This window comes from Sphaerisporangium viridialbum, from assembly GCF_049674955.1.
Taxonomy (GTDB): domain Bacteria; phylum Actinomycetota; class Actinomycetes; order Streptosporangiales; family Streptosporangiaceae; genus Sphaerisporangium; species Sphaerisporangium viridialbum.
Map to the genome: position 1 here is coordinate 7,244,635 of NZ_CP187232.1, position 13,023 is coordinate 7,257,657.

The 13,023-nt window shown below is 70.8% G+C and carries 13 protein-coding genes; 7 read left to right on the forward strand and 6 right to left on the reverse strand.

Going from position 1 to position 13,023, the window contains the following annotated elements; genetic code table 11:
- Positions 1-65: 65 nt before the first annotated feature.
- The 5 genes from ACOZ38_RS32740 to ACOZ38_RS32760 all read left to right on the forward strand — a co-directional run bounded on the left by ACOZ38_RS32740 (position 66) and on the right by ACOZ38_RS32760 (position 5,634).
- Complete coding sequence (locus ACOZ38_RS32740) at positions 66-1,076, forward strand: LacI family DNA-binding transcriptional regulator (protein ID WP_424534926.1); 1,011 nt, start codon at positions 66-68, stop codon at positions 1,074-1,076.
- Between the two features lie 211 nt (positions 1,077-1,287).
- Positions 1,288-2,685, forward strand: a complete 1,398-nt coding sequence (locus tag ACOZ38_RS32745; RefSeq protein WP_424534927.1) for an extracellular solute-binding protein — start codon at positions 1,288-1,290, stop codon at positions 2,683-2,685.
- A 19-nt stretch (positions 2,686-2,704) separates the two neighbouring features.
- Positions 2,705-3,808 (forward strand): carbohydrate ABC transporter permease, encoded by a 1,104-nt coding sequence (locus tag ACOZ38_RS32750; RefSeq protein ID WP_424534928.1) that lies wholly within the window; start codon positions 2,705-2,707, stop codon positions 3,806-3,808.
- Between the two features lie 22 nt (positions 3,809-3,830).
- Positions 3,831-4,709 carry a carbohydrate ABC transporter permease gene (locus ACOZ38_RS32755; protein WP_424534929.1) on the forward strand — a complete coding sequence of 293 codons (879 nt, stop codon included), beginning with the start codon at positions 3,831-3,833 and terminating at the stop codon, positions 4,707-4,709.
- A 271-nt stretch (positions 4,710-4,980) separates the two neighbouring features.
- Positions 4,981-5,634: an anti-sigma factor antagonist gene (locus tag ACOZ38_RS32760; protein ID WP_424534930.1), complete on the forward strand. Its 654-nt coding sequence runs from the start codon at positions 4,981-4,983 to the stop codon at positions 5,632-5,634.
- 1 nt (position 5,635) lies between these two features.
- On the opposite strand, the gene fabG is transcribed toward ACOZ38_RS32760, so the two are convergent.
- The 3 genes from fabG to ACOZ38_RS32775 all read right to left on the reverse strand — a co-directional run bounded on the left by fabG (position 5,636) and on the right by ACOZ38_RS32775 (position 8,380).
- Entirely contained in the window at positions 5,636-6,385 is a 750-nt protein-coding gene (gene fabG / locus ACOZ38_RS32765) for a 3-oxoacyl-ACP reductase FabG (protein WP_424534931.1), read from the reverse strand.
- Positions 6,386-6,525: 140 nt separating this feature from the next.
- Positions 6,526-7,899: an NADP-dependent succinic semialdehyde dehydrogenase gene (locus ACOZ38_RS32770; RefSeq protein WP_424534932.1), complete on the reverse strand. Its 1,374-nt coding sequence runs from the start codon at positions 7,897-7,899 to the stop codon at positions 6,526-6,528.
- Between the two features lie 124 nt (positions 7,900-8,023).
- On the reverse strand, positions 8,024-8,380 hold the full coding sequence (locus tag ACOZ38_RS32775) for a winged helix-turn-helix transcriptional regulator (protein ID WP_424534933.1): 357 nt from the start codon (positions 8,378-8,380) through the stop codon (positions 8,024-8,026).
- A gap of 95 nt (positions 8,381-8,475) precedes the next feature.
- Between ACOZ38_RS32775 and ACOZ38_RS32780 the strand changes: the two genes are divergently transcribed.
- Positions 8,476-9,357 (forward strand): NAD(P)-dependent oxidoreductase, encoded by an 882-nt coding sequence (locus tag ACOZ38_RS32780; RefSeq protein WP_424534934.1) that lies wholly within the window; start codon positions 8,476-8,478, stop codon positions 9,355-9,357.
- Positions 9,358-9,399: 42 nt separating this feature from the next.
- Here ACOZ38_RS32780 and ACOZ38_RS32785 read toward each other — a convergent pair whose 3' ends face one another.
- Positions 9,400-9,810 carry a hypothetical protein gene (locus ACOZ38_RS32785; RefSeq protein ID WP_405139616.1) on the reverse strand — a complete coding sequence of 137 codons (411 nt, stop codon included), beginning with the start codon at positions 9,808-9,810 and terminating at the stop codon, positions 9,400-9,402.
- Positions 9,811-9,973: 163 nt separating this feature from the next.
- Between ACOZ38_RS32785 and ACOZ38_RS32790 the strand changes: the two genes are divergently transcribed.
- Complete coding sequence (locus ACOZ38_RS32790) at positions 9,974-10,279, forward strand: hypothetical protein (protein WP_424534935.1); 306 nt, start codon at positions 9,974-9,976, stop codon at positions 10,277-10,279.
- A 51-nt stretch (positions 10,280-10,330) separates the two neighbouring features.
- On the opposite strand, the gene ACOZ38_RS32795 is transcribed toward ACOZ38_RS32790, so the two are convergent.
- On the reverse strand, positions 10,331-12,448 hold the full coding sequence (locus ACOZ38_RS32795; RefSeq protein WP_424534936.1) for an ATP-binding protein: 2,118 nt from the start codon (positions 12,446-12,448) through the stop codon (positions 10,331-10,333).
- A 264-nt stretch (positions 12,449-12,712) separates the two neighbouring features.
- On the reverse strand, positions 12,713-13,012 hold the full coding sequence (locus ACOZ38_RS32800; protein ID WP_424534937.1) for a hypothetical protein: 300 nt from the start codon (positions 13,010-13,012) through the stop codon (positions 12,713-12,715).
- Positions 13,013-13,023: the final 11 nt, after the last annotated feature.

Below are 13,023 nucleotides of genomic sequence, written 5' to 3' on the forward strand. Positions count from 1 at the left end.
CCGATGCCACGCGGGGAGCGATCGCGCGTGTGCGAGGTACGATCCGGTCGTGAAGGAGGTCTCAGGTGCCCTCTCGCGGCCATCGGCCCAGCATCGGCAGGGTCGCGGAGCTCGCGGGCGTGAGCGCGACGACCGTCTCGCACACGCTCAACGGCCGGCGGCCGGTCTCGGCCGAGACCAGGAAGCGCGTGCTCGACGCCATCGAGGTGCTCGGCTACCGCCCGAACGTGCTGGCCCGGGGCCTGCGCACCAGCAGGAGCCAGGCGATCGGGCTGATCATCCCCGACATCACCAACCCGTTCTACCCCATGCTCGCGCGCGGGCTCCAGGACGTCCTCGGGCCCGCGGGCTACCACGAGATCATCACCAACACCGACGGCGACCGCGACCTGGAGCGGTCCGCCGTGGAGCAGATGGTCGCCCGGCAGGTCGACGGCATCGCCTTCGCGGTCTTCCACACGCACGCCGAAGACCTGCTGCCCGCCAGCGACCTCGGCATCCCGGTCGTACGCCTCGGCGGCAGGCTCGTCCAGGACGGGGTGGACCTCGTGCACAGCGACGACGAGGGCGGGGCCGCGGAGGCCACCCGCTACCTGCTCGACCAGGGCTACGGCCGCATCGGGTTCGTCTGCGGGCCGGACGCCCAGGGGCCGGCGGCCGAGCGGGTGACCGGCTACCTCGGCGCGCTCGCCGGGCGGGGCGTCAGCCCGGACCCCGACCTGATCGTGCACACGCGGTTCAGCCGCGCGGGGGGCATGGCCGGCACCCTGCGGCTGCTCGGCCTGCCGCGCCCGCCGCGCGCCGTGATCTGCGCCAACGACGTCATGGCCATCGGCGCGCTGGACGCGGCCCGCCAGAGCGGCCTCGACGTGCCCGGCGACCTCGCCATCATGGGGTTCGACGACATCGAGGCGGCGACGCTGGTCTCACCGCGGCTCACGACCATGGCGAACCCCGCGAGGAAGATCGGGCAGGAGTGCGGCCGGCTGCTCCTCGACCGCCTCTCCGGCACGATGACCGGCCCGCCCGGCGAGACGATCGTCCCCGCCCGCCTCGTACGCCGCCAGTCCGCCTAGCGGCCGGGCGATCCCTCCTCCTGGGCGCCCCCGCCGGCTCACCGGCCGCTACCGCGTTCCGTGACCCGGGATGTGGACGCCCCATTGACATCGATTGTCCCAGGCGTAGTTTCATGGTCAGTCTTAACGATTTGCTAGGTCATGTCCTGCGGTTCCGCCGCCGGACGGGGCACGGCGAACGCTTCCGCGCGCGCCGGAACCGGAGGTTCCCATGGCAAGGACCAGGCTGAGACCCGTATATCGGAAGGCCGCGGCGACCGTCACCGCCCTGCTCCTCGCGCTCGGCACCGCCGCCTGCTCCGGCTCCGGCGGCGACGCGGGGTCCGGTTCCGGATCAGGCGGGACGGCCCTGCGCATGTGGACCTTCAAGCGGACGCACCTGGCCGCGCTGGAGAAGGCCGCCGCCGAGTTCACGCGGCAGACCGGCGTCGCCGTCAAGGTCGAGGCGATCACGCCGGACGACGCCTTCACCGCCAAGATCCAGAGCGCGGCGCAGACCAAGGACCTCCCCGACGTCCTCGAAGTGCACGCGGGTGGCGAGGACTTCAGGATCGGCGGGTCGGGGCTCCTCGCGGACCTGGCCGGCGACTTCCCCGCCGCCTCGCTCGACCGCTTCCTGCCGAGCACCCGGGAGGCCGGCCTGGTGACCGCCGAGCGGCAGCGGCAGGTGGTGGAGCTCAAGCCCGCCAAGGTGGGGAGCCTGTTCAGCGTCCCCTTCACCGCGGGCACGTTCGGCATCGTCTACGGCAACCGGGAGAAGATGGCCGCGGCCGGACTCGACCCGGCCACGCCTCCCAAGACCTGGGAGCAGTTCATCGACTACCTGGCGGCCACCACGAAGGCCGATCCCCGGCAGGGCGGCCTGTCCCTCGGGCTCAAGGTGAGCCAGACCGGCTTCAACTGGATCTACTCCCAGCTCGCGTACGCCTATCTGGGCAAGGACCGCTACCAGGCCATGTTCGGCAAGGGCACGACCCAGGGGTTCGCCTCACCCGACGGGGTCAAGACCCTGTCGCTCTACGGGCGGCTGACCCCGTACTGGATCCCGGGCGCGACCGCGCTGGGCATCGACGATGCGGACGTCGCGTTCGCGCAGGGCAAGTCGGCCTTCGACGTGGGCGGTACGTTCACCCTCGCCTTCCTCGCGCAGAACGGTATGAAGCCCTCGAACGTGCTCAGCTTCCCGGTGCCGCCGCCGAGCGGGGGGAAGATCAGCGATCTGCGGCTTGCCCCGCTCGCGCTGACCGGCCTGTCCATCACCTCGACGAGCCGGAACCACGACGCCGCCGCCAAGTGGGTGGACTTCCTCACCTCGCCGAAGGGCGCGGGCATCTTCGCCACCTCCTCGCTCGACCTGCCGGCCACCGACCTCGGCGCGGACGCCGAGAAGCTCCTCGGCCCCGACCTGGCCGCGCTGCAGAAGTACTTCACGGGCCCGCCCGAGAGCACGTACGACGCGGCGGACGGCTCCTTCCGCCCGCCGGGCTACGACGAGGCGAAGGTCGGCCCGCCCATGGTGAAGCTGTCGCCGCTGAAGGAGGCCGACCCCGCCGCCACGGGCACGCAGCTTGACGCGGTGATCGGCGCCATGTGGAAGGCCGCCTCGTAGGCGGGACAGGATGCCCTCCGTGCACACTCCCGGCGAGACCGGCACCCCGAACCCTCCCCCACCGGCCGACGACCCCGACCTGCCCGGGCCTTCCGGGGCGCCCGGGCCTTCCGGGGCGCCCGGGCCTTCCGGGGCGCCCGGGCCGCCCCGCTCGTCCAGGGCCATCGGCTCGCCGCCGGCAGCGGGGGACGGCGGTGGGCCGGCGGCGGGGAGGCGGCGGTCGCGGTCACGGTGGCGGCGGTGGCTGGCCGGGTACGCGTTCGTGGCCCCCGCCGTCGCGCTGTTCCTGCTCATGGGCCTCTACACCATCGGCTACGGCGTCTCGCTGAGCTTCGCCAAGTGGAACGGCTTCACCCCCACCTGGGAGTGGGTCGGCCTGCGCAACTACGCCGACCTGCTCTACCAGGACCCGACCCTGGCCCCCGACCTGCGGCTGGCGGCGCTGAACACGCTGGTCGTCATGGTCACCGTGCCACTGGGCACCGTGGTCATCGCACTGCCGCTCGCCGTGCTGCTCAACTCCGTGCGCCGGCTGCGCGGCCTGCTGCGGTCGGTGTTCTTCCTTCCGTACGTGACCTCGGGGATCGCGGTCTACTACGCCTGGCGGTACATGCTGGAACCGGAAGGCCCGATCAACTTCCTGCTGCGCTCGGCCGGCCTCGGCAGCCTGGCCCGGCCGCAGGGGTTCCTCGCCGATCCCTCGACTGCCCTCCCCACGCTCATCGTGATCATGATCTGGGGGGCGGTGCCGGTGGCGATGCTCCTCTACCTGGCCGGGCTGCAGTCGATCAGCCCGAACGTCCTGGAGGCCGCGCGGATCGACGGCGCGGGAAGCGTCCGGACCGTACGGCACATCGTGTGGCCGCTCCTGCGGCCGATCACCGCGGCGATCCTGCTGCTCGGGCTCCGCGACTCCATGCAGGGGTTCCAGATCTTCCGCGTCATGACCGACGGCGGTCCCGGCGGGCACACCGACGTGGTGAGCCTGCAGGCGTACCACCTGGCCTTCTTCAAGGGCCTGTCGGCCACATTGGGGCTGGCCAGCGCCCTCGGGTGGATGATCTTCATCGCCGCCCTCCTGCTGACGCTCGCCAACGGCCGCATGCTGAGGAGCAACCGGTGACCACGATCGAGGGGAGCCACCGATGACGGCTTCCGCCGTACCTCGCCGTCCCGTCGTGTACGGACGCCCGGGCCCGTCCCGGTGGTCGGGTGCCGTCAAGACCGTCGCCTACCTCGCGCTGGCGTTCTACGCGGCCGTCAGCCTCTATCCCTTCCTCTGGATGGCCTCCGGGGCGTTCAAGGACCGCGCCGAGATCCTTGCCGGGGGCCATCTCCTACCGGACCACCCGACCTTGGACACGCTCCTCCAGACCTGGAGCAGGCTGCACTTCCTCGACTACTTCGTGAACAGCCTGAAGGTCACCGGGCTGACCGTGCTCGGCGTGCTCGCGATCTACAGCCTCGCCTCGTACGCCTTCGCCGTGCTCGACTTCCCCGGCCGCCGATTCCTCTTCTGGTTCTTCGTGGCCCTGCTGTTCGTCCCCGGGATCACCGTGCTGCTTCCTGTGGTGATCCTGGAGGACAGGCTCGGCGTTCTCGGCACCCATCTCGGGCTCGTCCTGCCGTTCGTCAACGGGATGGCGCCGCTCACGGTGCTGATGCTGACGAACGCCTTCCGCTCCATCCCCGGGGAGCTTCGCGACGCCGCCCGCGTCGACGGGGCGAGCGAGGCGCGCATCTTCTGGCGGGTCTACCTCCCGCTGAGCCGCCCGACACTGATCACCGTCGCCGTGCTCAGCGCCGTCCCGACCTGGAACGAGTACGTGCTGACGCGGGTGTCGCTCAACGACGAGGCCCGGTACACGCTGCCGCTGGCCCTCGAATCGCTGGCCACGGGCAACGTACCCCAGTACAACGAGATCATGGCGGGATCACTGATCATCGTCGTCCCGGTGATCCTGCTGTTCCTCGCGCTACAGAGGTACTTCGTCACCGGGCTCGCCGGCGCCGTCAAGGACTGAGGCGCAGGCTTCTCGTCCATCACACACCATCGGTGGCGAAGAGCGACTTCGGTCCCTTCCGTACTCGGTTCCAACCCCGGCCGGAGGACCGGCGGAGCACCACGCGACCGCGCCTGGAGCAGCGGTGGAGCCCCGCGCCGCCATGGGGCGGAGATGACGTTCCGGGGGCCGGAGACCTGATCTGGGGGCTCGGTCGGCGTTAGGTGCACGCCGGAACTGGTAGGAAGGGAGTCATGCCTGCCCTGACACCCGCAGGCCGAAGGAGCTGATCATGCAGTTTGGGGCCGATCCGCAACAGGGACTCACCGTCTCTCGCGGCATACGAGAAAGCGCGGTCGTCGTCCAGGTTCAAGGAGAGCTGGACTATCGTTCCGCCCCGCTTCTGCGGGACGAACTAGGCGGCATTTGGGATATACCCGGCATATCCGCGATCATTCTCGACCTTTCCGAGGTCACCTTCTGCGACTCCGTCGGCCTGAGCGAGCTGATCGCCGTCCTGCGGCGCAGCCAGAACACCGGCCACGCCCTCATGATCAGCGGCCTGCAGGGCACGCTCCTCCGGGTGCTGACCATCACAGGGCTGCACAACGCGTTCGACACCTACGACACCGCCGAGGAGGCCCTGCGTCAGGCGTCCTCCGCCGTGGAGCCACCGCGTACGGTGCCTTCGATCCTCGATCCGCCGCAGGCCGCGCCCTCCGGCCTGGAGCCTCCGGCCACCTCCTCGATCCTGGAACCGGGGGCGGCCTTCGAAGCGGCTCCCATCTTCGAAGCGGCCTCTGAGTTTGGAACGCCCTCCGGTTTGGACGCACCCTCCGCCTTGAACCCGCCCGTCGCTATGGACCCCGTGGAAACCGCGCCGCCCGTCATGCCGGAAAGGCCCGACGCGGCGGCCCCTGGCAACGACGTGCCCCCCGGCCCCTGACCTACATCAGGCGGCCCCCGCCGACCTCCAGCACGGCGCCGGTCATGTAGCTCGACAGGTCCGAGGCGAGGAAGAGAACCGCGCCCGCCACCTCGTGCGGCTCGCCCGCGCGCTTCATCGGGATGTCGGCCTCCCTCGCGGCGAAGACGTCGGGCGGCATGGCCTCGGTCATCGCGGTGCGGATCAGGCCGGGCTGCACGGCGTTGACCCGGACGCCACGCGGAGCCAGCTCCTTGGCGGCCGCCTTGGTGAGCCCGATGATGCCCGCCTTGGCGGCGCTGTAATTCGTCTGCCCAAAATTCCCTGACTTACCGGACAGGGAGGAAATATTGATGATCGATCCGGAACCGGCCGCGCGCATCACCTCCGCCGCCGCGCGCACCCCCAGCCATGTGCCCTTCAGGTGGACGTCCACGACCGCCTCGAAGTCGGCGAGGGTCATCTTGCGCAGGGTGGCGTCCCTGGTGATTCCGGCGTTGTTGACCAGGATGTCCAGGGTGCCGAAGCGTTCGACGGCGTGGCTCACGGCGGCCGTGACCGCCTCCTCGCCGGTGACGTCGCATCCGAGCGAGGACACCGGCTCCCCGCCGCCGAGCCGTTCGGCGGCCGTGGCGGCCAGCGCGGCGTCCTGGTCGGTCACCACGACCCTGGCCCCGTGCTCGTGGAGGATGCGCGCGATGGCCAGCCCGATGCCCTGCCCAGCCCCGGTGACCAGGGCCGTACGGCCGGCCACCAGCCCGCCGCCCGTCACGCGAGCCCCCCGGCCACACCTGGCGCCGGCCCGCCGCCGCTCACCCGAAGGCACCCGAAGACCTTCACCCGGGCACCGCCCTTCGCTCGTCCCATCCGGAAATTAGATCATCCGAATCCGGACGGTGACGCGGTGGGGGATCAGCCGATCCAGACGGTCTTGATGTGGCAGAACTCGCGGATGCCGTTCGCGCCCAGCTCGCGGCCGTACCCGGAATGCTTGACGCCGCCGAACGGGAGCTGGGGATAGGAGGTGACCATGCCGTTGACGAACACCAGGCCCGCCTCCAGCTCGTCGGCGAAGCGCTCCCCCTCCTCCGGGTCGGAGGTCCAGGCGTTCGCCCCGAGCCCGAACATGGTGACGTTGGCCAGCGCCATCGCCTCGTCGATGTCCGCCACCTGGTACAGCTGCGCCACCGGGCCGAACACCTCCTCGCCGAACATCCTCATCTCGGGGGTGACGTCGGTGATCACCGTCGGCTCGAAGAACCACCCGGTCCTCGACGGGGTCACTCCCCCGCACAGCACCCGGGCGCCCCGGCCGACCGCGTCGGCCACCAGCTTCTCCAGGTCGTCCCGCCCCTGCTGGGTGGCGAGGGGCCCGACGTCGGTCGCCTCGTCCATGGGGTCGCCCAGCCGCAGCGACTGCATCCGCGACACGAACCGTTCGGTGAAGTCCTCATACACGGCGGCGTGGACGATGAACCGCTTGGCGGCGATGCACGACTGGCCGTTGTTCTGCACGCGCGCGGCGACTCCGGTCTCCACCGCCCTTTCGAGGTCGGCGGACGGCATGACGACGTAGGGGTCGGAGCCGCCGAGCTCCAGCACCGTCTTCTTGACCTCGCCGCCCGCGATCGAGGCCACCGAACGGCCCGCCCCCTCCGAGCCGGTGAGGGTCGCCGCCACCACCCGGTGGTCGCGCAGTACGCGTTCCACCGCGTCCGACCCGATCAGCAGGGTCTGGAAGCAGCCGCCGGGGAACCCGGCACGGGCGAACAGCTCGCCGAGGTAGAGCGCGACCTGCGGCACGTTCGAGGCGTGCTTCAGCAGCCCGACGTCGCCCGCCATCAGCGCGGGCGCGGCGAACCGGATCACCTGCCAGCAGGGGAAGTTCCACGGCATGACCGCGAGCACCGGCCCGAGCGGCTGGTAGCGCACGTACGCCCGCCGGGCGCCCACAGCGGTGGGATCGGAGGGCTCGTCGGCCAGGAACTCCTCGGCGCGCTCGGCGTAGAAGCGCATGCCGCCGACGCACTTGGCCACCTCGGCCCTCGCGGAGGCCACCGTCTTGCCCATCTCGATGGTCATCAGCCGGGCGACGTGCTCCTGCTCCGCCTCCAGCAGCGCGGCGGCGCTCAGCATCCACTCGGCCCGCTGCTTGAAGTCGCTGGTCCGGTACCTCCCGAACTCCGCGGCGGCGAGCTCGAGCCGCTCCTCCACCTGGTGCTCGTCCAGTGGCTCGAAGGTCTTCAGAGTCTCACCCGTAGCCGGGTTGATCGTCGCGATCGCCATGAGTACCCCCCGGAACCTGGCTCTCGTTCCCAGTATCCGCCCGACCACCCGAAGCCCGGGCGCGGGGAGCCCGGGGGGCGTACTCCTCCCACGGCGAACCGGGTGCGGCTCCGCGTGACGCCGCCTAGTGCGGGACGTGGTGAGCGCCCTCCACGCCGCCGAGTACGTGCTCCCGTCCCCATGCGCCGAGCGGCGCCAGCGCCGCGTTGAGCGAGACGCCGAGCGAAGTCAGCGAGTACTCGACGCGGGGCGGCACCTCGTCGTACACCTCGCGGTGCACGATGCCGTCCACCTCCAGCTCGCGCAGATGGGAGGCGAGCACCTTCTCGGTCACTCCCGGCAACACCCTGCGCAGCTCGCCGAAGCGGCACGCCCGTTCGTTGAGCGCCCAGAGGATCAGCACCTTCCACTTGCCGCCGATCAGGTCCATCGCCGCGTCGATTCCGCAGACGTACGCCCCCGGCCTCCGTGCGGTAGCCATGGTCCACCCTCCTACCTGCTCACTCACCCCGGAGTAACCACCCACTTCAAAGTGCGTACTTGATCATTCCGGGGGCTGCGGCAAGTCTATTCGGCATGGATGAAGACACCTTTGAGAAGTCCCGGCTCACTCTCCTCGGGCTCGGTGCCATGGGTACCGCGCTCGCCCGCGCGTGGCTCGCCGCCGGGCATCCGACGACCGTCTGGAACCGCACCCCCGGCCGGGCCGAGCCACTCGCGGCCGAGGGCGCGACGGTTGCCGGAACGGCCGCCGAGGCGGTGGCCGCGAGCGGTCTCGTAGTGGTCTGCCTGCTCGACGACGCCTCGGTCGGCGAGGCCCTGACCGGCGCCGACCTGACGGGCAGGGACCTGGTCAACCTCACCACCGGCACCCCCGCCCAGGCGCGCGCTCGCGCCGAGTGGGCCGGGGAGCGCGGCGCCCGCTACCTGGACGGCGGGATCATGGCGGTCCCGCCGATGATCGGCGCGCCGGGATCCGGCGGCTATGTCTTCTACAGCGGATCCCGTGCCCTCTTCGACACCCACCACGGCGCGCTGGCCATCCCGGCCGGCACCAGGTACGTCGGTGAGGACCCCGGCCTCGCCGCGCTCCACGACGTGGCGCTGCTGAGCGCGATGACCGGGATGTTCGCCGGGGTCTCGCACGCCTTCGCGCTGATCCGCAAGGAGGACGTCGCGCCGGAGGACTTCGCCCCTTCGCTCGTCAACTGGCTCACCGCCATGGCCCCTTACGCGTACGGGATCGCCGGCCACCTGGAGAGCGGCGACTACACCAAGGGCGTGGTCTCCAACCTCGCCATGATGGTCGAGGGCAACTCGACGCTGCTGCGCACGGCCGATGAGCAGGGAGTCAGCGCCGAGCTGCTGACCCCGTTCATGGCCCTGATGGAGCGCCGCCTCGCCGACGGCCACGGCGACGAGGGCACCACGGGCGTGATCGACCTGCTCACTCGCTGACGCGTCCACCGTGGATCACCAGGGAGATCCGCGGGACACGTTCTAGAGGCGGACCTCGTACTCGGGGGAGCGGCGCCGTCCGGGCTGGCCGGGCTCGGTGCTGGGCTCGACCTTGCGGATGTAGCCGGCCGCCTCCAGCAGGTCCAGCGCCGGGACCATCGCCGCGACGGTCTTGAAGCGGCGCGCGAGGCGGCGGAACACGTCACGCCGCCGGAAACGCTGGGCGCCGGTCCGCCGGATGCACTCCAGCACGGCGCGGGCGTCGTCGGGCAGGGCGTCATCGGAGCGCGTGGGGGGCGTCACCGCGCTGATCTGCATCCGCGAGGCGCTCTCGTTCCTGATGCGCGAGATCTCGAGGATGAGATCATCGAGGTCCACCAGCATGCGCGTGGCGGCGCGGAAGCGCTCGAAGTCATCCTGAATCTGCAGCAGCCGCTCGGCTTCCTGACGCATGGCTGAATAATGTCATTTTTGGCATCTATGTCAACACAACCTTCACCCCCGATTTCGCCGCTTCCGCGACTCCCACGCGGCCACCGTCGACCGCTCGGTAGTGGTCCGCAGGGGGAGGTTCGGATGGCATGCTGGACGGACGGCGATCACGAGGAGAGCAGCGATGACCCACCCTCTCGGCACGCGGCCCGCACCCCGGCGCACCCCTTTCAGTGCGGAGGAGAAGGTCCGGAGCGAGGCGAACTTCGCCCCCTTCGTCGCCCAGCAGCTCCTCGCCGATGGACGGTTCAGGGTGTCCGCCGACACCGAGGAGATGGTGGAGCTGTTCCAAGCGGTCGCCCGCAGGGTGGGGGCCATGCTTGAGCGGCCTGTGGTCAGCTACTCCAACGGCCGGTACATCATGATCACCTTTGGCCAGGAGGAGGCCCCCGGCCTCACCGGCCGAGGCGCCCCCTCGACGCAAGTGTGACCCGCGACCCGCCGCTCGCCGCTCGCCGCGAAAGACCTTCCCGCTACGAAACTACGGACGAGTGGTCACGTCGTCGCCGGTGAGCGCGTACGCGAGGGCGCTCTCGACGTCCTGCTCACGGCCCCAGGCGTACTCCGCCTCGAAGGCCCGGTCCCCGAGCACCGCCCTGGCCCGCCACTCGGCCTCCTCGCGCAGCCCGTCCGGCTCCGAGGGGCCGAGCCACAGGCCGAACCCGCGCTCGACGAGCTCGCCGATGCCGAGCAACCGGGCCGAGCGCTCCATGTCGCCGAGGCCCACCGCCGAACGGGCCATGCTGGCCAGCGCCATCACCATCCCGAGGCTGTCGTGCAGGAGGTGCTTCGCGCGCAGTGACGTACGGGCGAACCTGTCGGCCATCGGGAAGTCCCTGCGGTCGAGCTCGATGAGGCTGCGGACCCAGTCCCCTGAGGAGTGCAGCCAGATGTCACCGCAGGAACCGCACAGCGTCCTCTGCTGCCGCAGGCACGACAGCGCCTGCTCGGGCCTGCCGAGGCGGGTCAGCGCGTACGCCTGGCCCGTCAGCGCGTACGCGAGGCCGGCGCCGCGGTCGCCGCCGTCCTCGTGCGTCTCGCGCGCACGCTCGTACATGGCCAGCGCCTCGGAGACGTAGCCCCAGTGGAGTCCGGTGTTCGCGCAGCAGACCGTGCCCCATCCGGCCGCTGCGAGGTCGCCGCAGGAGAACGACTGGGACAGGCACTCGGTGGCGAGGTCGTTGGCCTCATCCAGGTCTCCCTGGAAGTCGGCCAGCCACGCGCAGGTCCACAGCGCCCGCGACAGGCTCGTACCCGGGGTACGGCTGAGCGAGAGCGCCCGCTGGAGGTAGTGACGGCCCTCGGAGATGAAGCCGCAGGCCATCCAGAAGTAGGCCAGCCTTCCTGCCAGATCGAGGCCGGCTGCGTGCTCGGAAGGCTCGGCGAGGCAGAAGTCGAGCGCGGAACGGAGATTCGGCAGCTCGTGGTTCATGCGCACGTACCAGGCGACCTGGTCCGGGCCGAACCATTCCTCATCGAACCGGCGGGCCAGGCCCAGGTAGTAGTCACGGTGACGGCACCGCGCCCGGGCGTGCTCATCGAGCTCGCGCAGCCACTCCGCGCCGTACTCCCTGAGCGTGTCGAGCATCCGGAAGCGGATCGCCTTACCCGTGTCGACGCGCCGCACGATGGACTTCTCCATCAGGGCGATCAGGACGTCTTCCACCTGCTCGCGCCGCAGTCCGGTGTCCGAGCCGGTGTCCGGGTCGGCGCAGACGGCCTGCGCCGCTTCCAGGTCGAAGTCCGCGGCGAAGACCGAGAGTCGGGCCCAGAGCAGGCGCTCCAGCGGCTCGCACAGCTCGTGGCTCCACCCGATCGCCGTGCGCAGGGTCTGGTGGCGCGGCGGCCCCGTACGGCTCCCGCCCGACAGCAGGCCGAAACGGTCGTCGATGCGTCCCATGATCTGCTCGACGGTCAGCGTGCGCAGCCGTACGGCGGCGAGCTCGATCGCCAGCGGGATGCCGTCGAGCCGCTGGCACAGCAGCGCCACCTCCGGCGTCGCGACGAACCCGGGGACATGCTCGGCCGCCCGATCGGCGAACAGCGCCACCGCGCCGTCCGGCGTCGGTGCCGCGCTCGCGGAGGGCGCGGCAGGACGTCTCTGGCCTTCGGGGGGTACGAGCTCCGCCTCGGCAACCGCCGCGCGGTAGCGGCCTTCGATGGGCAGCGGCTCGACCTGGAGGCAGGACTCGCCGGGCAGCCCGAGGAGGCGCCTGCTGGTCACGAGGATCCGCAGATCGGGCGCGCCCCGCACCAGCGTCTCCACCATCTCGGCACACCCCTGCACGAGGTGCTCGCACGTGTCCAGCACGAGCAGCGAGCGCCGGCGCGCGAGGAACTCGACCAGGACGGCCATCTGCGGGCGACCGGCCTGCTGGGCGACCCCCAGCACGGAGCTGACGGCATGAGCGAGCAGCGCCGCCTCGCGCAGCGACGACAGCTCCACGAACCACACCCCGTCGGGGAACCACGACGTCAGCTCGCGCGCGACGTGCAGCGCGAGCCGTGTCTTGCCGACCCCGCCCACCCCGGTGAGCGTGACCAGGCGCGACTCCCCCAGCATCCGCACGACCTCAGCGGCCTCGCGCTGTCGCCCCACAAAGCTCGTTACCTCGGCGGGCAGGTTGCCCACGTGTGCCCCAGCAGGCACATCCCTCGCCGCCCCACGTCACCTCGGCTCCAGATGCTCCGCAATCGTAAGTCAGCCCCGCCGTTCTGCAAAGATCGCCATATACGACCCGCTAGAGCACTTCGTCGCGCACGACAGGTGCTCCGCATCGGCTGAAGCTGAAAGTTGTGGTTCCACCGGCTGAAGTTGTGGTTTCCGCCGCATGGTCTGGGCGAGGACTGGCCCGCCGGTTCGTCAGCGGCGTTGACGGGGCAGCGAGGGCGGCCACGTTAACTTGCGGGTGTTCAGGGCTTTTGCTGGGTTCAGTCGGGAGTGGAGCAATGACCGGAGGCGGCCCACCGCGCCCAGAGGTTCGGGGGCGGGGGGCGGCGTGGTCGTGCCGGTCGCAGAGGCCTCGGCGAGGCGGTCGCGCAGCCGCGATCGGATCTCCTCAGGGGTGTAGGAGCGGCGGCGGCGCTCCGCCCGGGCGATCACCACCCCCGTGGCCGCGACTCCCGCGAAGCCTGCCAAGCCGAGTATCTTCCACCAGCGCATGTCCCTAGGCT